At 58.6% G+C, this 19,906-nt stretch carries 28 protein-coding genes and 2 pseudogenes; 3 read left to right on the forward strand and 27 right to left on the reverse strand.

Annotated elements, in window-relative coordinates; translation table 11 throughout:
• Positions 1-8: 8 nt before the first annotated feature.
• From ACS5Q1_RS21265 to ACS5Q1_RS21320, 12 genes are all read right to left on the reverse strand, one after another.
• A complete protein-coding gene (locus tag ACS5Q1_RS21265) occupies positions 9-404 on the reverse strand; it encodes a hypothetical protein (RefSeq protein WP_473100043.1) in 396 nt (131 codons plus the stop codon).
• A 194-nt stretch (positions 405-598) separates the two neighbouring features.
• The gene (locus ACS5Q1_RS21270; RefSeq protein ID WP_473100044.1) at positions 599-898 is read right to left on the reverse strand and encodes a hypothetical protein; all 300 of its coding nucleotides are present in this window, start codon (positions 896-898) and stop codon (positions 599-601) included.
• A 102-nt stretch (positions 899-1,000) separates the two neighbouring features.
• Positions 1,001-1,951, reverse strand: a complete 951-nt coding sequence (locus ACS5Q1_RS21275) for a response regulator transcription factor (protein WP_473100045.1) — start codon at positions 1,949-1,951, stop codon at positions 1,001-1,003.
• 10 nt (positions 1,952-1,961) lie between these two features.
• Entirely contained in the window at positions 1,962-2,651 is a 690-nt protein-coding gene (locus tag ACS5Q1_RS21280) for an FRG domain-containing protein (RefSeq protein ID WP_473100046.1), read from the reverse strand.
• 105 nt (positions 2,652-2,756) lie between these two features.
• A complete protein-coding gene (locus ACS5Q1_RS21285) occupies positions 2,757-3,674 on the reverse strand; it encodes a hypothetical protein (RefSeq protein ID WP_473100047.1) in 918 nt (305 codons plus the stop codon).
• Between the two features lie 101 nt (positions 3,675-3,775).
• On the reverse strand, positions 3,776-4,030 hold the full coding sequence (locus ACS5Q1_RS21290; protein ID WP_473100048.1) for a hypothetical protein: 255 nt from the start codon (positions 4,028-4,030) through the stop codon (positions 3,776-3,778).
• A 378-nt stretch (positions 4,031-4,408) separates the two neighbouring features.
• The gene (locus ACS5Q1_RS21295) at positions 4,409-4,801 is read right to left on the reverse strand and encodes a hypothetical protein (protein ID WP_473100049.1); all 393 of its coding nucleotides are present in this window, start codon (positions 4,799-4,801) and stop codon (positions 4,409-4,411) included.
• Between the two features lie 772 nt (positions 4,802-5,573).
• Positions 5,574-5,840, reverse strand: coding sequence for a hypothetical protein (locus tag ACS5Q1_RS21300; protein ID WP_473100050.1), 267 nt, complete (start codon positions 5,838-5,840; stop codon positions 5,574-5,576).
• 260 nt (positions 5,841-6,100) lie between these two features.
• Complete coding sequence (locus tag ACS5Q1_RS21305; RefSeq protein ID WP_473100051.1) at positions 6,101-6,907, reverse strand: hypothetical protein; 807 nt, start codon at positions 6,905-6,907, stop codon at positions 6,101-6,103.
• 78 nt (positions 6,908-6,985) lie between these two features.
• The gene (locus tag ACS5Q1_RS21310) at positions 6,986-7,483 is read right to left on the reverse strand and encodes a Panacea domain-containing protein (RefSeq protein WP_473100052.1); all 498 of its coding nucleotides are present in this window, start codon (positions 7,481-7,483) and stop codon (positions 6,986-6,988) included.
• Positions 7,484-7,593: 110 nt separating this feature from the next.
• Positions 7,594-7,974, reverse strand: coding sequence for a hypothetical protein (locus tag ACS5Q1_RS21315; RefSeq protein WP_473100053.1), 381 nt, complete (start codon positions 7,972-7,974; stop codon positions 7,594-7,596).
• On the reverse strand, positions 7,964-8,584 hold the full coding sequence (locus tag ACS5Q1_RS21320; RefSeq protein WP_473100054.1) for a hypothetical protein: 621 nt from the start codon (positions 8,582-8,584) through the stop codon (positions 7,964-7,966). Before ACS5Q1_RS21320 ends, ACS5Q1_RS21315 begins: the two co-directional genes overlap by 11 nt.
• Before the next feature lie 46 nt (positions 8,585-8,630).
• Between ACS5Q1_RS21320 and ACS5Q1_RS21325 the strand changes: the two genes are divergently transcribed.
• Positions 8,631-8,804 (forward strand): hypothetical protein, encoded by a 174-nt coding sequence (locus tag ACS5Q1_RS21325; RefSeq protein WP_473100055.1) that lies wholly within the window; start codon positions 8,631-8,633, stop codon positions 8,802-8,804.
• Between the two features lie 89 nt (positions 8,805-8,893).
• Here the strand turns inward: ACS5Q1_RS21325 and ACS5Q1_RS21330 are convergent, their stop codons facing one another.
• The 5 genes from ACS5Q1_RS21330 to ACS5Q1_RS21350 all read right to left on the reverse strand — a co-directional run bounded on the left by ACS5Q1_RS21330 (position 8,894) and on the right by ACS5Q1_RS21350 (position 11,115).
• Complete coding sequence (locus ACS5Q1_RS21330) at positions 8,894-9,148, reverse strand: hypothetical protein (protein WP_473100056.1); 255 nt, start codon at positions 9,146-9,148, stop codon at positions 8,894-8,896.
• 25 nt (positions 9,149-9,173) lie between these two features.
• Positions 9,174-9,374 carry a hypothetical protein gene (locus ACS5Q1_RS21335; RefSeq protein ID WP_473100057.1) on the reverse strand — a complete coding sequence of 67 codons (201 nt, stop codon included), beginning with the start codon at positions 9,372-9,374 and terminating at the stop codon, positions 9,174-9,176.
• An 89-nt stretch (positions 9,375-9,463) separates the two neighbouring features.
• On the reverse strand, positions 9,464-9,919 hold the full coding sequence (locus tag ACS5Q1_RS21340; protein ID WP_473100058.1) for an HAD domain-containing protein: 456 nt from the start codon (positions 9,917-9,919) through the stop codon (positions 9,464-9,466).
• 162 nt (positions 9,920-10,081) lie between these two features.
• Positions 10,082-10,420 carry a hypothetical protein gene (locus ACS5Q1_RS21345; protein ID WP_473100059.1) on the reverse strand — a complete coding sequence of 113 codons (339 nt, stop codon included), beginning with the start codon at positions 10,418-10,420 and terminating at the stop codon, positions 10,082-10,084.
• Between the two features lie 377 nt (positions 10,421-10,797).
• The gene (locus ACS5Q1_RS21350; RefSeq protein WP_473100060.1) at positions 10,798-11,115 is read right to left on the reverse strand and encodes a hypothetical protein; all 318 of its coding nucleotides are present in this window, start codon (positions 11,113-11,115) and stop codon (positions 10,798-10,800) included.
• Positions 11,116-11,919: 804 nt separating this feature from the next.
• Here ACS5Q1_RS21350 and ACS5Q1_RS21355 point away from each other — a divergent pair.
• The gene (locus tag ACS5Q1_RS21355; RefSeq protein ID WP_473100061.1) at positions 11,920-12,147 is read left to right on the forward strand and encodes a hypothetical protein; all 228 of its coding nucleotides are present in this window, start codon (positions 11,920-11,922) and stop codon (positions 12,145-12,147) included.
• Between the two features lie 76 nt (positions 12,148-12,223).
• Here ACS5Q1_RS21355 and ACS5Q1_RS21360 read toward each other — a convergent pair whose 3' ends face one another.
• The 8 genes from ACS5Q1_RS21360 to ACS5Q1_RS21395 form a co-directional block, all read right to left on the reverse strand.
• Positions 12,224-12,733 carry a hypothetical protein gene (locus tag ACS5Q1_RS21360; protein ID WP_473100062.1) on the reverse strand — a complete coding sequence of 170 codons (510 nt, stop codon included), beginning with the start codon at positions 12,731-12,733 and terminating at the stop codon, positions 12,224-12,226.
• Between the two features lie 115 nt (positions 12,734-12,848).
• Positions 12,849-13,763, reverse strand: coding sequence for an ATP-grasp domain-containing protein (locus ACS5Q1_RS21365; protein ID WP_473100063.1), 915 nt, complete (start codon positions 13,761-13,763; stop codon positions 12,849-12,851).
• A gap of 59 nt (positions 13,764-13,822) precedes the next feature.
• The gene (locus tag ACS5Q1_RS21370) at positions 13,823-14,725 is read right to left on the reverse strand and encodes a 3'-5' exonuclease (RefSeq protein ID WP_473100064.1); all 903 of its coding nucleotides are present in this window, start codon (positions 14,723-14,725) and stop codon (positions 13,823-13,825) included.
• A 12-nt stretch (positions 14,726-14,737) separates the two neighbouring features.
• Positions 14,738-15,289, reverse strand: a complete 552-nt coding sequence (locus ACS5Q1_RS21375; protein ID WP_473100065.1) for a macro domain-containing protein — start codon at positions 15,287-15,289, stop codon at positions 14,738-14,740.
• A gap of 101 nt (positions 15,290-15,390) precedes the next feature.
• Positions 15,391-16,017 (reverse strand): GIY-YIG nuclease family protein, encoded by a 627-nt coding sequence (locus tag ACS5Q1_RS21380; protein ID WP_473100066.1) that lies wholly within the window; start codon positions 16,015-16,017, stop codon positions 15,391-15,393.
• A gap of 289 nt (positions 16,018-16,306) precedes the next feature.
• Positions 16,307-16,594, reverse strand: coding sequence for a hypothetical protein (locus ACS5Q1_RS21385; protein WP_473100067.1), 288 nt, complete (start codon positions 16,592-16,594; stop codon positions 16,307-16,309).
• Positions 16,595-16,609: 15 nt separating this feature from the next.
• Positions 16,610-17,707 (reverse strand): DNA-methyltransferase, encoded by a 1,098-nt coding sequence (locus ACS5Q1_RS21390; protein WP_473100068.1) that lies wholly within the window; start codon positions 17,705-17,707, stop codon positions 16,610-16,612.
• A gap of 45 nt (positions 17,708-17,752) precedes the next feature.
• Entirely contained in the window at positions 17,753-18,088 is a 336-nt protein-coding gene (locus ACS5Q1_RS21395) for a hypothetical protein (RefSeq protein WP_473100069.1), read from the reverse strand.
• On the opposite strand from ACS5Q1_RS21395, the gene ACS5Q1_RS21400 reads away from it, so the two are divergent.
• A protein-coding gene (locus tag ACS5Q1_RS21400; RefSeq protein WP_473100070.1) for an IS3 family transposase occupies positions 18,071-19,251 on the forward strand; the annotation gives its coding sequence in 2 pieces (ribosomal slippage) (positions 18,071-18,335 and positions 18,335-19,251; 1,182 coding nt in all). The genes ACS5Q1_RS21395 and ACS5Q1_RS21400 overlap by 18 nt on opposite strands.
• A gap of 109 nt (positions 19,252-19,360) precedes the next feature.
• Here the strand turns inward: ACS5Q1_RS21400 and ACS5Q1_RS21405 are convergent.
• Together ACS5Q1_RS21405 and ACS5Q1_RS21410 are read right to left on the reverse strand one after the other, a co-directional pair.
• Positions 19,361-19,625, reverse strand: a pseudogene (locus ACS5Q1_RS21405) (IS5/IS1182 family transposase); the annotation flags it as partial.
• A 166-nt stretch (positions 19,626-19,791) separates the two neighbouring features.
• Positions 19,792-19,906: pseudogene (locus ACS5Q1_RS21410) on the reverse strand (IS5-like element ISMex42 family transposase); the annotation flags it as partial.

The raw sequence follows: 19,906 nt of genomic DNA on the forward strand, positions 1-19,906 counted from the left end.
ACTTGGCCTTACGCGGCCTCTTTCATCTCGGTCTGGGCGGCCTCGCCCGGAGCGTTCTCACGCGGCGTGGAAAGGCCGATGATGCGAAACACATCACCCTCGGAGCGGCCTTCCGTGGCCGGCATCTTCTCGAAGATACCGAAGACGCGGATCGGCTGGCCTTCCTTGAGCTGCTCGCGGATCGCATCGAGGGACTTACCCGACGCTGTGTGCAGCATCGTCGAGGGCTTGCTGGCGCCGCGGCGGGTGTACTCGCCGACGAAGCTGACAAACGGCGTGCCGTTCTTGTTGGAGCCTTCCTTGATGGCCTTCGGCGTCACCATGCGCGGGTAAGTGCGCTGCTGCTGACCGTTATCGTTAGCGGCGACGGTGGTGGCGGAGGTGGCAACGGCTGCGTTTGTCATCGAACTCATCCTATTTCTGGGGATTTTGATGAAACTTTTCCCGCTTCTTTGAAGCGAAACCTGATCTTTGCTTTCGGGGATTTTCTGAATTTCCCTTAGCGCTCGATTGAGTGAGAGAACGAGCCAATATCCGAGCAATAAAAAAACCCGGCACCGGGCCGGGTTTTTCGAGCATCTTGTGTATCCGCAGTAATCTAAGCAGGATGATCTACGCTCAGTCTGAATTCTTTGATCACCACGTCGCCGTTGTTCTTCAGCGTCCCTGTGATGAAGGCCGGCACGGTCATCGAGCCTTCGACCTCAAAGCCATCGGGATATTTCACCGGAACGTCGACCAGGAGCTGGGCGCGAGTGCTGAACTTCCCACCGGACTCGATCTCGACCGAGTCGGGCGAGCATTCCGTCACGAACAGGCTCGCCTTGGGGTGATCCTTCTTCACCTCATTCCACGACGGATGTTTCTGGACATCGAAACTGCGAACGAAGGCAGCCACATGGACAGAGTCTGTTTCAATCAGGCAGGATTTAATCACTTAATCGCCACGACGGAACTGTGAGGAGGTTTCCTTGCTGCGGACTGCCATGGAATCCCTTCTTCATTCGGGCAAGTGTTCACGGGCCCACAATGCTGCCTGAGTCCGGTTCTTTGCATTTATCCTGCGAAGAATTGCTTTGACCATAACCTTTACGGTAGCCTCCGACACCTCGAGTTTCCGCGCGATCACTTTTGTTGGGGAGCCCTCTAAAAGGCAGCTAAGGATCACATTCTCTCGTGCGGACAGGGTGTCCAATCCCGATTTAACTGCCCCAGTTTGGCTCGAGGTTGTGGCGCCGGCGTCTCGTTCAGATCGTTCGGTCCCGGGTGGCTGATCAAGGCCCAACCTGAATTCCTTGATCTTTAGTTCGCCATTGCCTTTGAGGGTTCCAGTGACAAACGCCGGGACTGTCACCGATCCAAAAGACTGTCTCCCACTAGACAGATTCTTTGGGACTTCAACAAGAAGGCGGGCTCTCGTGCTGAACTCACCGTCTTCGCGAAGATCAACTGAGGTGGGGGCGCACTCAATTGCGAATTTCTTCGCGCCGGGGATCATCTCCAGTAACGATCTCCACGCCGGGTGCCCTTCGATATTGAACTGGCGGATAGTCTCAGCAATGTGCATGGGGCTCTCGCTTATTGGCAGAACCGCCTTTTCGGCCGGTGTGGCTATGACCGGAGCGTATTGCGGATTCGTACTTTTCCTCTGGCGTGGGTTTCCCGGATGTTGAACAACTTGTACTGTTGCTCCCCCCAAGCTGCCTTCACCTACGGACCTAGAGTGATTGCTTCCGCCCAAGTACCCAATAAAGAGGGCACGTTTCTCGACGGAAGGGATTATTTGCTTTCCGTCCCTAAGAGTCATCTTGGGGCTTCCAAATCCGATCTCGGCGTTAGAAATAATATCACGATTCCGTGACCTGCTACCGATTTTCTTCGACTTTACAGTCACAGGACCAGTCCCTTTGCGGACTGTGGTTTTCTGTTGACCCGTCTGAGTCTTTGCCATTGGGCCCCCCTTAGGTACGAGTACGATAGCCCCATGCGAGCGTGGCGCATACCCCGTCCAGATCAACCATTAGACGTCCACGATTGATCCCGAACGCATGCAGAGCTTGCCTGAAATATGGTTTCTCCGCTGCTGGGATTTCAAGTTTTTCATACCTGACCGGCGCCGACCGGGGATCCCATTCGGCCGTGGGATCGGGGTGAAGGGAGAAAAGGCCCTGCTGAGCCGTAATCCGAGCCGCCCGAGGTGGGACTCGAACCAAGGTGACCCCCCTTAGTGCTGGGTCAAAGGGGTCATCCACCTCGTCGGCAATCTCATGGGCAGGAACCCAGATCATGTGGAGTCCACCGGCGGCTGACGACTCCTCATTCTCGCAAGCGAACCAAGCCGCCACGAGTGGGTTTGTTGACCAGTCTAGAAGCCGGGTAGGCAAAGCGTGATGCTGGGCAAGCGCAAGCCACTCGAGATCTTTCGTCAAGCGATCTTCGAAGCGAATTGCCTCACGCTTGAAGGCCAGGAACATCTCACGTTCGTCGTTGGCACGGTACCCGGCGGGGCCGAGCTTCTGAGGGCGGCCTGCCGACGGGCTCAGGCCCCAGACAGCCTCTGTTTGCCCTCGAAAGAGCCAACTCCCGTCCGTTCGATCCGAGACAATTTCGATGAATTCTGTCCATGCTGGACCAGGCCGTGGAGATATCATTTTCGATTGGATCGTTCAGTTTGGGGTGAGAAGCTAACCGAAGGGCAGCAGCGGCTGAGCTTCCCGCTGACACCGCTATATAGCCTTTTGGAAGCGAGGAAAATCCTAAGCTGCCGCCTTCATCTGTTTCACCTCCGGGTGGCATTGGAGGTAATAGGGAGCCTTAGTCCAGTTGGCTCCGGCGTTGTGGACGAACAGTACCACTGCGTCGTCCACCGGCAGCGCCGAGAGCAGCGAGCGGATCCGACGCTCCTGCTCCGCGTAGGCGCGATTGGGGCGGTCGGCCATGTCGTAGCTCCAATCCATGGTTCGGATCAGGCCAGCGAGCTCGCCGTTCTGAGCCGTCAGGACCTCCGGGTCTTGTCCCTCGGTCCGAGCGAACGCTTCGGCCTTCTGCTCGATCTCCTCAATCTGAGCGTCGTAAGCGTTGAACTTGGCATCGAAGGCGCGCAGATGCTCCATGTTGGCATCTTTGCGCTCGATGACAGACCTGGCGTAGTCCGCCAGCCGGGCGAAGGCCGGGTGGGTGAGGGCAGGGCCCGACACCGGAAGCAGGATCTTCCCGAAATAGCTGTCTTTCACGTCGGCGTGGAACACGCCGTCCGTCCATACCTTCCGCTTCTGGGGGTGGTTGGAATAGACCATCCAGTCCGGCCAGAAGGTGGAGTCACGGAACGAGAACTCGTTCACCTCGCCCAGGAACTCATCGCGGGCGACGTCCCAGGCAGCAAGGCCGGCGAGGCTCCGGCAGATGTCGATGAGGGTGAAGCGGGTGCGGGCGCCGTTGACAATCCCACCTTCAGGACCGTCAAGGTCAATGAGCAGATAGCGGTTTCCCTCGGCGGCCAAAAACGCGTGGGTGAGGTGCCGCAGGCCCATTGGCAGGTTCTGGAACAGGGCACGGATGTCGTTCTGAACCGTCGTGCGGGCGTCCCTGCGCTCCTTGGAGAGATTGTACTGGGCGGTCCCAATCTCCGAGATAGCGAGGCGCTGAGCACGAATTTCATTGTAGATGCGAGACATCGGCGAGCCCTTTTCCTTTCGGGGATTTCGAAATCACCCTGGTTCGATCTTCTGGATCGAGAAAAAGAGCTTGAAATTGTGCGTCGCGGGCCCGCGATTTCTTATTCCTTGACTGGGCGTAGGCCGGCGCGGCGGACCCACTCGCCTATCGCGGATTGGACTGCGGCCTGAGCTGCCTCCAGAGTCACCTCCTTCCCTCGGCTGGGCGTGACGAACTCGGCAAAGCCAGTGTCGATATCCCAGTCCCAGACGCCAAAGCCGAAGAGCACTGATCCAACCTGGAATTCTCCCAGGTAGGCAACGTGGCATTCGTCATCAGGATAATTCTCAGCGTCCCTTTGCCACTGAAGGTTCATGGTACCCTCGTATCCGGTCCGAAGCGTCAAATTACTGCGACCTGAACGCAGTTCACCTGCTCGGTCAATTCCTAACGGATCAGACGCTCTTGCTCAGAGCGTAACCTACTATGGCCAGGGGGAACACGACCCCGAGTGCGAAGCGCATCAGTTGTGCAACCATGTTGACCTCCATTCAGACCAGCGAGTGCGAGCTCGCAGAGCACATGAAAAAAGCCGCCCGGAGCGGGGCGGCTTTCGTGTTCGGCATGTGGTGCCGTTAGGCTGCGGAAAGAGGCTCATCGTCGGAGCTGTCGGCCTCAACCTGGTAGTGGGGGTCGGCACGTCGCTCGCCGTGGCAGGCTAGCGCCTGCGCCGACCCCAGGTGATGAGTGCCGATTACGCGGCCTCTTTCATCTCGGTCTGGGCGGCCTCGCCCGGAGCGTTCTCGCGCGGCGTGGAAAGGCCGATGATGCGAAACACATCACCCTCGGAGCGGCCTTCGGTGGCCGGCATCTTCTCGAAGATACCGAAGACGCGGATCGGCTGGCCTTCCTTGAGCTGCTCGCGGATCGAATCGAGGGACTTACCCGATGCTGTGTGCAGCATCGTCGAGGGCTTGCTGGCGCCGCGGCGGGTGTACTCGCCGACGAAGCTGACAAACGGCGTGCCGTTCTTGTTCGAGCCTTCCTTGATCGCTTTCGGCGTCACCATGCGCGGATAGGTGCGCTGCTTCTGGGCGTTGTCATTGGCGACGGTGGCGACGTTGGAGGCGACTGATGCGTTTGTCATCGAACTCTTCCTTTCAGGGGATTGAAACGAGCCTTGCTCACTTTTCATCTGAGGAAACCTCATTCCCTTTCGGGGATTGAAACCCTTCCTCTTCGCTGATCCTTTCTGAACCCAATTCTCGCCCGAGTATCCGCTGCCTTTGAGATCAGTCCGCGGACTTGGAGTAAATTGACCGGCGTGATTTCAGGGGTTTGGCTCGACGAGCAAGAAAAAAGCCGCGAGAGGGTGTTTGTGCCTTGTGGCACTCTCGCGGCCTTTTTCCGGTAGGTGACCTTTAGGTTGGAGGTCGGTCCACTCTCGTTCCTGAAGAGATAGGGAGCCCGTCAGCGGTGCTCAGTGCTACCCAGTGTTTTAGATCCGGGGGTCTTGGATCCGCGTCAGCGATGATCAGAGGCTGAGGCAACGATCGGGTTACATGTCCGTCGTGTACCTGGCCAAAAGGCTACTTTGGTCAAAGAGTTCCTGCAGTACGGCCAATGGGCCAACAGATGAGGCAGGTATGTTGTTCGACTGTCAATGTCTGAAGCTGTAAGCTTATCTAACGTTTCATCTTAACCTCCTCTCGGGTCGATCTTCTGGGGATTTCAATTTCCCCTCTTGCGCGATTTCAAATCGATAAAAAATCTCTTGATGAATGGCTGCGATCTGGGGTGGCAACCCACCCTCGATGCGCGAGAGGCTGGAAAGCCTTGAGCGATGGCCGCGCCTGATGGTTGAGGGAGACGACTTGCCGGATAACTGGCAAACCAGGATCTAGGAACAGGTTGTGAAGTCAAAGACTGAGAAACTGTTCGGACGTACCAACCGGCAACTCCTTGATCCCAGCCCGACTCTTTCGAACTTGAGGCGCGCGGGTTGCAGATTTGGCAGCTTCACTCGGCAATCTTTTGCGGCGGCCCTTGATCGCTTCTTCGGCCAAGAGGCGGATATCCTCCAGTCGCCACTCTTCAGTCAACCAGCTTCGTCTGATGACCTTAAGGATGGCGTCGAGGGCCGCATACGGATCGACAATTTCGGAGGTAGCCGCCGAGCCTTTCATGGTAATCCCCTATCAGGTCAGAGGTTTTCCTCTGATCGTCTTGAGTACCGAGGCTCGCGCACGCCGAGAGCCTCGGCAGTTCCTGGATTCTGCGGAAGAGTTCGGCAAAAGGCAATAAAGCCTTTCGTACATGATTAAGCGCTTCGTGAAGCTAACGAAGTACCAACAACATGGCCGGGCAGTGTCCTGGTGGAGCGTTTACTTTTGGGGTTTCAACTTCCCCTTCTTCGCATTCTCAACTGGAGAGAAATCTCCACCTCCTATGCAGCGGAAGCATGCGCTTCGCTCTCATCGATCTGGTGGAGAACCGGGTGAAGCTGGCCGCGGAATTCGCTGTAGATTTTCGATTTGCGAGCAGACGCCAGAAAAGGAATGATCAATTCGGCAGGAACGTAGGCGCCCACATGGGATTCCTGCGATCCGAGGTCAGCTCCAACCAGCACACCTGCAAGGCGACCTTCATTATCGACCACAGGACCGCCCAGATCACTTTTGTTCGGGTAGCCGAAGCAAACATGACCGGCGATAGTGTGCTTGTTTCCGAAGCTCTCATCCGCACCGTTGCGGAAGTAGGTCATGCAAGGGTGATAACAGATCCATCCGTCCGTCACGACTTGGGGTGGCTCAGTGCCAAGGGATCTCAGATCAAGATTCTGGTCGCCGAAGACGCCCTTGGCATAGCCGATGCGCCATACGTGGTTCTTACCGTGCATGTCGGCCATAGTGGCGAGTTCGGGCGTGGGCCAACGGTCAACACCATCTCCCCGAACCTGAAGAACAGCGATCGGCAGGATCGGCGTCTCATGGATCCAGTCGATCCAGAGCATCCTATTCGAGCCATCAAGCAGGTGGATGCGGAGGTTGCTGTAGCGCCCTAGCCCGTCCCACTTATCGAAGGGGAGTTGAAGATTCCCGTCGGAAATCGTCGCGAACGCTCCGCCTCCGAGGTGGGTGGCGAAGCCAACAAAGGAGCGCTCTCCTTTGTACGGATGTCGGCAGATGGCTGCGATGTTCCCTCTCAGGGACGAGAGGCCTTCATCAGTGAAGATTCCAGGATTCTGCGGCAAGCGAGCCTCCAAGGGCTGTCGATAGGAGCGGAAGAGAGAGGGACCCATTCGGGGACCGGGTCCGGTGCAACAGGTTGGCTATTGGATCCAGGCCACCTGCCGGGCCTGGGCTGCGAAGTGGTGAGCGATGACGGCCTGGGGAATCTCGACCGGGTCGGACAGCATGAACGCGTTCTCTTCGACGATCCGACGCCAAGGCGAGGTTGGGCCGAGGGCTAGAGCCTCGAGGCTCGGCCCGGAGAGGCCTGCGTGGCGCTCATCAACCCATTCAATCAGCTCGTGGCTGATCCGATCTTCCTCCGGTACAGCCGGATAGTCGACTTCCGAGGGTTTGATCGGTACCGGCTGCAGGATCGAAGCGTCGCCATGATGCGACAGTTGCGAGAACAGGCGGCCGAAGATGGGTCCCTTATTCCAGACTTCCGGGGCTTCGGTCAGGAGCGGCTTCCCAAGGATCGGGATCGACCATCCGTAGAGCAGGTAGCAGAGCGTCTGGATCCGCATGTGTGTGATGCCGCCAGAAGCTGCGTGGCGCTGGATCAGGGTATTGGCGACTGCAATCGGGGGATAAGCCATGGTCCTGGATCTCCATATGAGGGAAGGCATGCGAAAGCAGCGCGGGAGGAGGATTCCTCCCGCGGGAAGGTCGGTCGGGTCGGCGTCGGATCGTGGCCGGGCGTGGGTCCTTAGCCCTCTTCTGAGCGGTTCCACTCCATGTTGATGGCTTCGTGCATCGCAGCGCACATGCCATCCTGAAGATCGTCCTGGTTGTCTTTCAGCCAGGTCCGGATGTCTTCATCGGTGGGAGCCGGATCAACGTCGTCGCTGATCAGGGCGTCCACATCGTCGACGTCATAGGCTGCCACAGCCCAGCCCCGGCGGCGCATTTCCTCGAGGGCGAGGCACAGATCATGGTTGCTGAGTTCCTTTGGATCGAACGCGACCGGCAGGAGGGCGATGCGATCGGGCGTGGAGAGCCGTTCGGCCTCCTCTTTGGACGAGTGGGTCACGGCCCGCCCCAGATAGACGGCAACCCACTGAGGGGCGACAGCGGTTTCAGTCGACATGCTTCAGGCCCTCGGTGGTAGCCATCACTTCAGAGTGGAGGTCGTTCCAATCGTCGCCGTTGGGCGGACGGGCGTTCGTCCCCGATCCATCACTAGAGGGATCGGACATGTCCCTATCCTGCTTGGCGGCAAACTTGCGAAGATGGAGGAGCGCGTTCGAGGCGATCCCGTCCGACAGCCGGAGCCGATCGAGGAGTTCCTGAACTCCGTCCTGGTCGAGGGAGATATCCTCGTCGAGGCCCTCGGCCTCTCCGGAGGCTAGCAGGTGGACCTCGTTGGACCGTTTGAAGGGCTCTCCGAGGCCGTCCTCGTGGTAGTGGAGAAGCGCTGCGAGGACAGTGTTCTTGGCCTGAGTGCTGAGAGAATAGAGGAGTGGATCTGCGGCGGAGGCCTGCGGCGGAGCATTGATCCTGCGGACTTCGTGGGCGCGGAGGTTCTGAAGCCCGAATTCCTCTGGACTCTCCTGCGGAGTGTAGATGCCGATGTCTACGCCCCATTGGAGGATATCGCCTGCTTCGTTCAGGCCGAGGACTTCACCCTCTTCGAGAGACTTTACGTCGAGCAACTCTCCCGTTGCCGGGAGGTGAAGCATCAGTTTCGGTTGATTCACGTTTTAGTTCCTTACAGAAGGCGAGCGCACAGAGATCGAAAGCCAGATGGGCGGCGTATTCCCGCGCTACGGCTTCCGTGAATTCAGGATCGGTCTTGAGGGTCTTCATCCGCTCTGGGAGCAGCGCTTCCTTGTGCTGGCGTGCCGCCATAAGGGCGTCGTAGGCAGTCAAAAGGGTGTCGCGGGCGTTCGCCATGGGTCCTGGATCCAGCGTCTGTAAGGCGGGAGCGGCCACGGCCTCCTCTGGAGCCTTCGGCCAATTCTCCCGCCTCCACGGTAGCAGAGGCGGGTAAACCAATCGCGACGACGTCAGTGGTTCTGCCATCGGCCGAGCTCGCTGGGGCGAACCCGCGTGAACGACGTTGCAGTGCGGCCGTCATCATGAAGGATGTCGGCACCATCATCGTGGAGCCGGACCCCGAAATACCGCCGCGTTGCCTTCGGGTTCAGGGAATAGAACAGTCGCAGGAACCCAGGCCTCGTCGAGGCTGTCGATCTGGCAAGCTGGCGCGATTCCAGCCGGCGGCCGTCTTCGTAGTCAATGACGCGGTAATGATCCGGCATCGTGCTTCCTCTGTTGGAGATGCGATCAGGCGCAGAGCAGTCGCTCGGCGGTGGCCGAGGCGGAGGCATAGGTGGTGTGGGGAAGGGAGAAGAAGTCGCCCTGGGCCGTTTCGACCTGGACCACGAAGCCGTTACCTTCCGGCAGGACGGTTGCGTCCTTTACGTCAGAGCCGAAGGTGTTGATGTTGGCTGCTTCCTGCGACGAAAAACGATCGTAACCGGACATCGTGGCTCTCCTTGATTTTGGGGATTTTCAATTCATCCCTTTCATCTCGGACTGAGCCTGGAATTCAGATCTTGGGAGTTGGCACTCCGCTAGCCGCGCAACAGAGCGATTGCTGTCTCCGCATCGGTCCATGTGAGCCCGATGCTAGGGTCAACCTGAATGTGGAAATGCTTCTGGTGCGGTAGCATGCCTGGATCATCATCAATGATGACGTACCGGGTGGGTCGGTGGCGCTGCAGATGACGATCGATCTCGGAGCCTCGGATCGGAAGGTCGGCAATCTCCTCCTCCGGGAGAAGATCCGGCGTTCGCCAATCTATGAAATAGCGATCCTGACCAATCCCAGCCCTAGCGAGCTTGTCCCGGCAATCGGCATCGCGGCGCCAGGTGCTCGCGACAACCAGACGCGCACCTGTCTGGTCGAGGATATCGACAACCATAGCGGCGGATCCTGGCGGTATGTAGCCGGCGCCGCCGAGTTTCGTCGACCGATCTGTGACGATGACGCCATCGATATCGAGATAAACGAGCGGGGTCGCGGCCATCTTCATCCTCGGGGATTTCGTCCTTGGGTGTCCGGTTCCTGTTAGAGGGGGAGAAACCAAGGAGCTTTGAAATGGTTCGGTGGTTTACAAATTCGTGCAAAAGAAAAGCCACCTTAACCAAGGTGGCTTTTCTCAAGCTGGCCGAGATCCGGGGGCTATGGATCAGGCCGCTGCTTGCTCCTTCGGCGGCAGCGCCTCGCTGATCACGCGGAAGACGTTGCGCTCGAAAGTGCCGTAGAGGGCGACCGGGCCCTCCTTGAAGAGGTGCTGCGTGCCGTCAAAAGCCTTGCCGAAGGCCATCGTCGTGACGGTCACTTCGCGGTTGTCCTTGCGACGGGTGAAGGTCAGCTTTGCCTTCGCATAGGGCTTCTGGTTCTTGTCGGTCGAAACCTCGACCGCCGACAGATGGCCGCGCACCGGAAATGCGGGGGAGCGATCCTGCGACACCTGCGTGTCAGAGACGTTGTTCGAAACCTGGTTGTCGTTCACTGCCGTGTCCATGATTGGCTCTCTCTCTTTGTGCCAAAGGCTGGTGAGGATGTGGTCCCTGTCTCAGGTGACCGATTGCTGTCGTCCGGGCGGTTGATCTCCGCCTCTTTTCGTTTTGGGGATTTTGAAGTCATCCCTTCCGACCTAGCTGTTCGAATGAAGCTGATCTTTCTGGGGATTTTCTTCTTCACCCTTCCGCCTGAGCCGCTCGCTTGAAACTGCTCAACTTCCGGGGTTTTCGAAAACTTCTCATCCTAAGAATTCGGAATCTGCTTCTACAATGGCTGACCCTTTTTGGGTCAGAACATCTTCCGCAATAGCGGGGAGGGCGATACGCCCTCAGGCCCATAATGGCGGCCGCAGGCCGAACATTTGTTGCGAGAAGACTGTCAGGTCTCGCCATCGATCAAGCGATGGATTTCCTCGAAGGCACGGTGGCGATCGGGAAATGTCTCATAGGAGAGCGTTTCCTGGAGAAGCCCTTCCAGGGCCATCACAGCATGTTCGACCTCGTACCACTTCGCAATGGTGAGGGTGAACGTTCCTTCTTTGCCGTGAAATACGTCAAACAGAGGCGTGAATCTCTCACGACCGGCGTCGTCGTCCATGACGTGCCGCAAGCAGTCTGACAGGAGCGTGCAGTGTTTATCGGTGAGGGTAACCGTGCGGGTCTCAACCTCGAAATCGATACATGTCAGATCTTTCATCGGGGATTTCCTGAATCGGAGTTTCCTCCCTCCTTCAGGAGCTGATCTAAGACTTCCAGATACCGAGCAAAATCTTCCGGACTCGCTTGATCCTCATACTGCCTTGCGAACTCTTGAGCGGTCTGGGACGGTTCTGTTTCATCGTCTCCCAGAGCCTCGAGGTGCCCATCACGAGCTATATCTCCGTCGTACAACCGAATGTAGCGGCGCGCGGCATCCTCAGGCGAAAACTTGACCATCGATGTTTCCTTATCGGGAGAGGGAATAAGGCATTCTGCTTTTCCAATGTCTGACCCGTTTCGGGTCAGATCTTTCCCAAGTTGCAGGTTTGTGAGGGCGTTCCGCCCTCAGGCCAGAATTTGGCGGCCGAAGGCCGAGCGCCACTGCATGGGATAGCGGGGATAATTCGTTAACCAGAATTGACGAGAGGGAAATCGGGTGGAATCCAGAGTGAGAACAAACAAGGAACATTCACCCATGAACGGGGTATTTAGTCTGGCTCAGTGGCAGGATTTTCATCTCGGACGAACCGCAGCGACAGAACTGGAGTCGTCACCCCGTTCCAGGAAGGGAGGCCCTGCCTCACCTCCCTGCAAGGAGTCCCCTTGTCCTCCGGGTGCAGCAAGTCGGATCGCACCATCGCCTACGGCTCCGGAGCAACCGCGTTGCGCACCCATCGGCACGCCTCGGACTTCGTCTCGGGCTCTGCGCGGATCCTTGCACCCACCCTCCGCTCCTCGCCGGAGAGGCAGGGTTGCAGGAAGGGCCTGCAACCTGCCCCCCACTGAAGAAGAGGAATTCAAAATGAGCGTAGTTTCCGGAGCAATGAACGTCCTGGCCGATGTGAACGCTGGCTTTGTCTCTCAGAATGATGTTGCCGAGGCGCGGGAGCAACTAACGGCGGCTCTGCTGACGGACGAGAGCCTGCCTCTGGAAGTCCGGATCCTCTTGGAGCTGCGCGAGGTCGAGGCTGGGTTCGTGGACAACAAGCGGATCGGCCGGCTGATCGGCGAGGCTGGCAAGCGGCACTAACCAGACCGCCACCATCTCGGGGCCAAGGGGGTCGGCGTGAACCAGGATCGCCGGCCCTTTCTTATGACTTGATCTTCTATGCTGCCGATTTTCTAACGTCATCTCGATAATGAGTAATCTCGGCCAGCAACTCCTCGGCCGACATACCCACGTCCTTGTGAGCAAGGCCAAGGACGTAACCGCCCTTCCGGCGGCGGATCCACCAGGGGACATGAGCCGCATGGCTGGCCCTTATCTCAACTCCGTAGGTCCGGAGTTCGAGAGATAGCACATCATCCCACTTGACGAGCCAGGGCGTTCTGAAGGCAAGCCTTCCTTTGATGCCTGCCGGATTGAGCGAGAACATGGGCCTGCGGTTAACACTTTCCCGCAGCAGCACGCCAATGATGCCGAGGAACAGGAGAAACATCACCCCTCCAAACACATTCTCTGCGTAGGGAGGAAGTGCCTCGAAAACCGTATTGAAGAACAAGCAAGTCAGTCGGCGCCTCCTTCCATCGCATGATCCATGCGTGTGGTGAGGGTTCAATGCGATCCACGCGAACATCGCCGCAACAGGAAGATTGATGACGGCAATCAAGGCCATCTTCACTCTGTTCCTGCGATGATAAACTTGCTCCGGTGGATACGGATCTGCCGCTTCTGGCGGGAGTTGAGCAGTAATCATTGGTCGGCGCCGAGCATTTGCTTGATCAAAGTCATTACCCGAAATGCGCCAGAACCGCATCAACGAGGGCAGGAACCTTCGCGGCGTAAAGCCCGATCTGGCCCAGCCGCATCGGGTTAAGCTCGACGATCCCGACCTTTCCATTGATCATGGCGACATCAAGAACGAAGTTACCGCCCCCGAACTCCTCGACGGCTTCTGATGCGAAGGAGAGATACTGGTCCAGCCGAAGGTTGGACATTGCCGGGCCGCCTAACTTGGTATCCCCGCGATGCTCAATCATCGCCGGGTCATAGAGGGCGGTGTTGTCCAAGGGTGTCTTCCACGGAACGCATCCGGCGCCCGTCACGACCTGTCCGTCGACCACAAAGAGGCGGTATTCGTAGGTCATTTCGACGTATTCCTGCACCAGCAGGCAGGCGTCCTCATCTATGAAGGAATACACCAGGGCATCCAGGGCTTGCCAGAGCGAGGTGCCGACGGGCACGTGCTTGGTGCAATACTTGTCCCGGGTAGCCTTCACGAAGGCATCCTTGCCTTCCAGGTGGAGACGCTGGACTTCAGCGTCGGCCTGATCAAGGTCGCAGAGCTTGATGGACCGGCCGGCGAGTTCGAGAAAGCCCGGCATCGCCCAATAGGGCAGGGTCTTTTCGTTCGGGCCCGGGTACTTCAGATCGTTCCGGAAAAGATCGCTGCGATGGCCGGCCCGCCCAAAGATATGGGTGACGGTCTCCGGGACCTTGCCCACGTCGTCATAGGCCTTGATCTGAGATCCGGCGCGATCCTTCAGAGCCTTCCAGAGGACCGCGTTCTCAAGACGCTCCTCCGGATCCATGCCACGGTCCAGGACGAAGGCATAGGGAGGAACAGGCTCGAGGTTGGCGGCAAGAACCGCCATGCCGATCGAGGCGATCCGGGGCGTGACCAGGATTTCGGTCAGATTGTCCATTCCCATCTCCTTCAGGGGATTTCAGCGATAGAGTTTTCGCCGGTCTTAAGATCCTGGATTCAATCGGCTCTTGCGGAAAACCGCTCCAATGCGGTGATGTGGCGAGCGGGAATATCGATCGGGCGCATGTAGATATGCGACCGCAGGAAAGCGATCTCGTCCTCCAGCTTCTCCTCTGGGACTTCGATCCACCAAGCCTTTTGCGATCCGTCGGATCCGTCTGACCACCGGTAAGAGCGGGCTTTCAGAAGCTCCTTCCGCTCATAGGGCGTATTAGGCGCCTTGACCCGGCAGGTGATCGCCCGGGAGGCTTGCAAGAGATACGAAATCGGCGACCGACCGGATTTCGGTAGCGGCAGCTTTAGGATCTGAAGGGCTGCCAGGCAGTCTTCCGCGGCCCGGTGGGCGTTGAAAAAGAACCCCCTCTTCATGCCGATATAGCTGAGCGTGAGGCTCTCAAAGCCTTCCTCCTTCCACGGAACCTCGTGGAGCGAGCAAACCCACGGCTTCGTCGCGAAGATGGGCGTAAGCTTTTCCAGCCACCGCCGATCGAAAGCTGCCTTGTGTGCGGCGCAGATTTCGGCAGTGGCGACCAAGCCGACCACGGCGTCGATATCGATTTTCATCCCTTCGACCATACTATCATCGATGCCTGTTAGTGCCGTGATAGCAGGCGGGATCGGGTGAGACGGCTGCTGGAGCTGCTGGAAGGGCTGGAAGATCTCGATGATCTGCCCATCGTCCGTGAAGGTGAATGGGACCATGGCGAGCTCGATGATATCGCCATTCCTCGGATCAAGGGACGTGGTCTCAACGTCGACGTACAGGCCGATGCGGCTTCCGGACGGCAGGAACTGAGGATTCGGCATTGGGCGGAACGCCTCAGGATCGGTGACCAGCTGGCGCAATACGCGATAGCGGCCAGTAGCTTCCAGCGCGGCTGCCATATCATCGAGGTGCATTATCGAGCTTTCTTACTGAACGTAGATTGTGACGTCGATCGAGGTTGATCCGAAAACCTCATCGATAATGGACCTGATCGTGCGCCAGTCGCCGCCAGCGAGCCCCGTGCCAATGCGGGGCAGGGAAAGCGATGTGGGGTAAGTGACCACGTCTGGCCGCGAGGGATCGAGCGCGATGCCTGAGAGCATCTGATCCCGAGCGGAGGTCAGCGACGTGCGAACTGCGTCATATTCGACGCGCACACGATTCTCGCCGACCTCCAACTGGATGAACAGATTGGCGATAGCTGCGAGATTGGGACGAAGCCGGCGGCGTAGGCCAAGCTCGGTGACACCAACGAACTGGACGGTCCCGAGAAGACACGGCGCAATTGTCGTATTCGGGCGGGTGCCGGGGATGCGCGGCATGGAACGGTGGAGCCGCTTGAATTCGCGATCGACATGAGGCCAAGTGTCGGAGATGGCTTTGGCGAAGCCCTTGCCCATTGCACCGATGCAGTTTGTGCCCTGACCGATCACCATGGCGTCCGTCTGAAGGGCGTTGCCGCGAATTTCTCGAATCATCAAAGTTCCTGGGGTTTTCTAAAAGATCGAATTCGATCCCTTGCCCTGATCTCGATTTAGTAGTTGGCCCGCAAGCAATTTAATTCGGAATGATGAATGGCCTAATTGCGATTCAAGCCCATCTCTCGGCTTTGAAGCTTTCGCTTCCAGAGGTCTTCCATGCCGATGATGTTCTCCACGGTGGCTGCCGAGCCGGAGACCTCCAGAATGGAAACCTGATAGTCGCTTGGATCACGGCTTCGGAGGGCGACATTGCCGCCATGGCCGCCATGGACGTATGCAAGCCATCGGCCGTAGAACCCGCCCTCGCCATAGGCTGCACCGACGTATTGCTCCTTCGTCTTGGGGCACGTCAGGAGGTAAACCCCGCGGGAGTTTGAAAGAGCCGTCCGCCAAGAGGGCGGGAGCCCTTCGAGCTTCGAGAGGGGTGCGATGAAGCGGCCGAACCCGGGAAACTCAGGCTCCTGGAATGCTGCTCGGATTTCGAGAACGACCTTGTTCTGATTGTCAGCCCGCTGGATCCAGGCGCGTTCTGAGGCTCCCCAATCAATCACGAGTCGGCCAGCAAGGTCGTTGAGTTGCGCCTCCAAGGCGAGATCGTAGATGTCGCAGGTACCGGCAAGGTCGATCCCGTCGGCATGGGGCCAAACCCGGTCCTCCGTGGACGGTCCTAGATACCGGCATCGGTAGAAGCCGGCGAGGAGAGTCTCCCCAGTGGGGGTGACCACGAAAGACGCCCAATATCCTGCCTGCAGCTTTGGTTTGTTCCCGAAGCTCTGGGTACCCTGGTAGAGCTCAAATGCACGCTTGTCGTCCCGCCATAGCTCGTACGGTGTCCGGCCTCTGGCCGATCGAGGGTCCTTATGCCTCAGAAGACGAATGTCTGACGGCGGGACATTGGCTTGGGCGAAAAGCGTATTGAGGTAGAGCGGCATCGATCGCTGAGAGTGTTGCCCGCTTGGAGACCGGGCTTTCCATGAAATATGTAGCGTGCATGCCTTAAGCAGGGGTTATCCGCTAGGGTTCATAGCCACGGCTGATACGGCTTGCCGAATTCTTGATGGATGAGGCGAAGACCCACTGCATGACGTCTTCCTCATTGTCATGCGGTTCGTGATCGGACTGGTTGACGAACCGTGCCCGCAGGCCGATCTCGTCGTCCCTGAGGATACCTAGGGCGTTGTCCCAGCGAAGATTTTTCTTCACCTGTGCGGCTCTCGCTTGTTCCATCAAATTCGGACCGTAAGTATCCGACTTCGGAGTAGGAAGATTGGAAAGCTCGCTTAGTTTGATGTGGCGTCTCATTGGTCAGCCCTCGTTCTATGGAAGGAAGTCGAGAAGGTTGGTCTGGGCCGGAGCATCGACGCGGCGGGCTTCGGCCTGCCAGACGGCAAGTGTTTCGTCGGAGACGCCTGGAAGATGGGAGACGAGATCCGGTTCCACCGATGCGAGGCGTTTGGCCCGGATGTCCTCGTAGAACAAATCGCAACCGGAGAAACTCCGCCCCGTCTCACGGCACGCGACATGGGTAGTGCCGGAGCCGGAGAAGGGGTCGATTACAAGGTCGCCTGGTATCGAATAGACGAGGACCGCTCTTCGAGAGAGTTCGAGCGGGAACTGGGCCGGATGGCCGGTTCGCTCGGGATGATTGTGGCCTACGTTCCCGATATCGTCCCAGACATTGGATGGCCAAGCCCCTAACGGATGGGAAGAGAGTTTCCCTTTGTGCTTTCCCTTGTAAGCCCGCTTGCCTGGCCCTTTCTGAGGCTTCCGGGCCGGTGTCGGGTTAAAAACGGGGTTCGTCCCCTTTGAGAAAACAAGCGCTGTTTCATGGCGCTCTGCCAGGCGACCGCGAGGGGTGAGGCCGTGAGGCTGCGTCCAGATTACCCGGGACTGGAATGTAAGGCCCGTCTTCTTTAGCGGTTCGAACAGGAGAGCATCGAGTGGGGCAAGGCCCCCCGTTTCGTCGCGGGTCGATCCGACTTGCAGGAATAGGGTGCCGCCGTCCTTTAGTATGCGAGCGCATTCCGAGATGACCTGCATCGTCCAGCCCATGAAGTAGACGAAAGCCATCTGATCGGCGGAGGCACCATCGCCGTATGATTTGCCGACGTTGTAGGGAATGCTAGAGATTATCAGACGGGCGCAGCCGTCCGGAAGGGAATCCAAATAGTCCAGAACGTCGACTTTAGCTGTCGTGTCGATTAGGTCCGCGAGGCTCTCGAGTTGACGTGCCTTGCGCTCCGCGGCCCGCTCACGGATACGGGTCTCGGTCTTGCGAGCATTATGTTTCAAGGCAAGGTTGTAGATCTTGCCCCGGCTCCATCCTGAGGCCGCTCGGATCTCGTCATAGGTCATGACCGGCAAGGCTTGGAGGATGTCGGCCTCGGTCACCAGAACGGGCGAATGAGCGTTCACGGGGTTCTCCAGCAATGAAGTGATGTCGAAGGGAGGAGGGGCGGATCAGGCGACGCCGATCGCAAACGAGAGCTTGCCGTCGATTGCAAACACTTGAGCGGTTACCACGGGCTCCAGGGTGTCGGCCCTGACGAAGGTGTCGAACCTGTGCGGGTTGTACCGGATCTGCACTGCGTCGGGATGATTGCGTACGGCCGCGACGTCCTGATCGCGAACATGGCCCCGAGCGTACGCATGCACGTTTCGAACATTCTCTTCGCGGGTGCGGCGGAGGCCTGGCTCACTTCGAAGCGGACATCCTGATCCACCCCCATTGAACTGGTCCACCCTGAAGTATGTCTTAAGGCTCACAGGAGGACCGAAATGCCCAAGAAGCGTCACAAGCCGGAAGAGATCGTTGCCAAGTTACGCCAGGTCGATGTGATGGTCTCGCAAGGCCAGCCTGTTGCCGATGCGGTTCGCACGATCGGCGTGACGGAGGTGACTTACTATCGCTGGCGATCCGAGTTCGGTGGGCTCAAATCCGATCAGGTCAAGCGCCTGAAGGATCTGGAGGCGGAGAATGCCAGGCTCCGGCGCGCGGTGGCCGATCTGACCTTGGATAAGCAGATCCTAAAAGAGGCCGCCTCGGGAAACTGGTAAGCCCCGCCCGTCGCCGTGCCTGCATCGAGCATGTTCGATCGACCCTGAAGCTGTCCGAGCGGCGGGTCTGCCGGGTGATCGGACAGCATCGCTCGACGCAACGACGTGTTCCGCAAGGGCGAGACGATGAGGCACGGCTCACCGCCGATATCATCGCTCTCGCCCGCCAGTACGGCCGCTACGGCTACCGCAAGATCGCAGAACTCCTGCGTTCGACGGCCGGCTGGGCCGTCAACGACAAGCGGGTCGAGCGGATCTGGCGACGGGAGGGGCTGAAAGTGCCTGCCAAACAACCCAAGAGAGGGCGTCTGTGGCTCAATGACGGCTCCTGCATCCGGCTGCGAGCCGAGAGGCCCAACCACGTCTGGAGCTACGATTTCGTGGAGGATCGCACTCATGATGGGAGAAAGTACCGGATGCTGAACGTGATCGACGAGTTCACCCATGAGTGCCTGGCCATCCGAGTGAACCGAAAGCTGAAAGCCATCGATGTGATCGATGTGCTCTCGGACCTGTTCATCCTGCGTGGCGTGCCCGGCCACATTCGATCAGATAATGGCGCGGAGTTCGTCGCCAAAGTCGTCCAGGAGTGGATCGCTGCCGTCGGGGCGAAGACCGCTTACATCGCCCCAGGTAGCCCGTGGGAGAACGGCTTCATCGAGAGCTTCAATGCGCGGCTCCGCGATGAGCTGCTCGATGGTGAGATCTTCTATTCGCTCAAGGAGGCGAAGATCGTGATCGAAAGCTGGCGACGGCACTACAATACTCTGAGGCCTCATGGATCCATCGGTTACAAGCCGCCGGCTCCAGAGGTGTTCGTGCCTGCCATGTCCATGCGGACGGCTCAGCAATCCCAACCAGCAGCGCCGCCCGCACTGGCGGAAAGGCCATCACTCCATTAACATTCCAACCGGACCACTCCATGGGGGCGGATCAGGCTTTGCCCGTGCAATCCGCAAGGTGCTGGGAGACTGACGCCGACCCTGCATGACGAATCTTGCCGTGAAGGGAGCCTCTGTAGGGCAACCAGGCTTTGCGCCCAAGCCGCCTGTCCGCCTTCATGTTACCGATCATCGGCTCGATCGCGGACCGGCGTCTCAGCTCCCGGTTGATCGTCGGCGTGAGCCTCCGCCGTTGGCGGGCGATGAACACGCGCTCCTTCTGCGTATAGTCATGCCCACGATAGCCCTGATCGACGTAGATGCGCGGGCTCCACGCCCGTCATGGCCACGACCTGATCCATCGTCGTGCTGAGCGTATAACCATCATACGGATTGCGATCGGGGGCATCGACCCGTCGATCTGAGGTGCTGCACGGCGCGCTCCATGTAGATCGTGTTCCGGAAGATGATCGCCGCGATCACCGGGTTGGGGGAGTGAGCGTCGCTGGGATTTCGGCCACCAAACGGAACGAATGAGCAATTGCGCAATATTACGGCCTGTTAGCGCTTGATCCAGTCGAGAGTGGCGGCGAGACAGAGCACGCCCATGAAGGATGGGGCGGTCTTCTCGTAGCGCGTCGCAACGGCTCGCCACTCCTTCAGCCTGGCCCAGAGC

The organism is Microvirga sp. GN3 (genome assembly GCF_055792825.1).

Bases quoted from the DNA above. Each gene is read 5' to 3' on its own strand.
- ACS5Q1_RS21275 (WP_473100045.1), bottom strand. From the start codon at position 1,951: ATGGCAAAGACTCAGACGGGTCAACAGAAAACCACAGTCCGCAAAGGG.
- ACS5Q1_RS21385 (WP_473100067.1), bottom strand. From the start codon at position 16,594: ATGAGACGCCACATCAAACTAAGCGAGCTTTCCAATCTTCCTACTCCG.
- ACS5Q1_RS21280 (WP_473100046.1), bottom strand. From the start codon at position 2,651: ATGATATCTCCACGGCCTGGTCCAGCATGGACAGAATTCATCGAAATT.
- ACS5Q1_RS21340 (WP_473100058.1), bottom strand. From the start codon at position 9,919: ATGGCCGCGACCCCGCTCGTTTATCTCGATATCGATGGCGTCATCGTC.
- ACS5Q1_RS21290 (WP_473100048.1), bottom strand. From the start codon at position 4,030: ATGAACCTTCAGTGGCAAAGGGACGCTGAGAATTATCCTGATGACGAA.
- ACS5Q1_RS21300 (WP_473100050.1), bottom strand. From the start codon at position 5,840: ATGAAAGGCTCGGCGGCTACCTCCGAAATTGTCGATCCGTATGCGGCC.
- ACS5Q1_RS21265 (WP_473100043.1), bottom strand. From the start codon at position 404: ATGACAAACGCAGCCGTTGCCACCTCCGCCACCACCGTCGCCGCTAAC.
- ACS5Q1_RS21370 (WP_473100064.1), bottom strand. From the start codon at position 14,725: ATGCACCTCGATGATATGGCAGCCGCGCTGGAAGCTACTGGCCGCTAT.
- ACS5Q1_RS21295 (WP_473100049.1), bottom strand. From the start codon at position 4,801: ATGACAAACGCATCAGTCGCCTCCAACGTCGCCACCGTCGCCAATGAC.
- ACS5Q1_RS21335 (WP_473100057.1), bottom strand. From the start codon at position 9,374: ATGTCCGGTTACGATCGTTTTTCGTCGCAGGAAGCAGCCAACATCAAC.
- ACS5Q1_RS21365 (WP_473100063.1), bottom strand. From the start codon at position 13,763: ATGGACAATCTGACCGAAATCCTGGTCACGCCCCGGATCGCCTCGATC.
- ACS5Q1_RS21310 (WP_473100052.1), bottom strand. From the start codon at position 7,483: ATGGCTTATCCCCCGATTGCAGTCGCCAATACCCTGATCCAGCGCCAC.
- ACS5Q1_RS21360 (WP_473100062.1), bottom strand. From the start codon at position 12,733: ATGGCCTTGATTGCCGTCATCAATCTTCCTGTTGCGGCGATGTTCGCG.
- ACS5Q1_RS21285 (WP_473100047.1), bottom strand. From the start codon at position 3,674: ATGTCTCGCATCTACAATGAAATTCGTGCTCAGCGCCTCGCTATCTCG.
- ACS5Q1_RS21325 (WP_473100055.1), top strand. From the start codon at position 8,631: ATGGGCGGCGTATTCCCGCGCTACGGCTTCCGTGAATTCAGGATCGGT.
- ACS5Q1_RS21345 (WP_473100059.1), bottom strand. From the start codon at position 10,420: ATGGACACGGCAGTGAACGACAACCAGGTTTCGAACAACGTCTCTGAC.
- ACS5Q1_RS21355 (WP_473100061.1), top strand. From the start codon at position 11,920: ATGAGCGTAGTTTCCGGAGCAATGAACGTCCTGGCCGATGTGAACGCT.
- ACS5Q1_RS21330 (WP_473100056.1), bottom strand. From the start codon at position 9,148: ATGCCGGATCATTACCGCGTCATTGACTACGAAGACGGCCGCCGGCTG.
- ACS5Q1_RS21375 (WP_473100065.1), bottom strand. From the start codon at position 15,289: ATGATTCGAGAAATTCGCGGCAACGCCCTTCAGACGGACGCCATGGTG.
- ACS5Q1_RS21350 (WP_473100060.1), bottom strand. From the start codon at position 11,115: ATGAAAGATCTGACATGTATCGATTTCGAGGTTGAGACCCGCACGGTT.
- ACS5Q1_RS21315 (WP_473100053.1), bottom strand. From the start codon at position 7,974: ATGTCGACTGAAACCGCTGTCGCCCCTCAGTGGGTTGCCGTCTATCTG.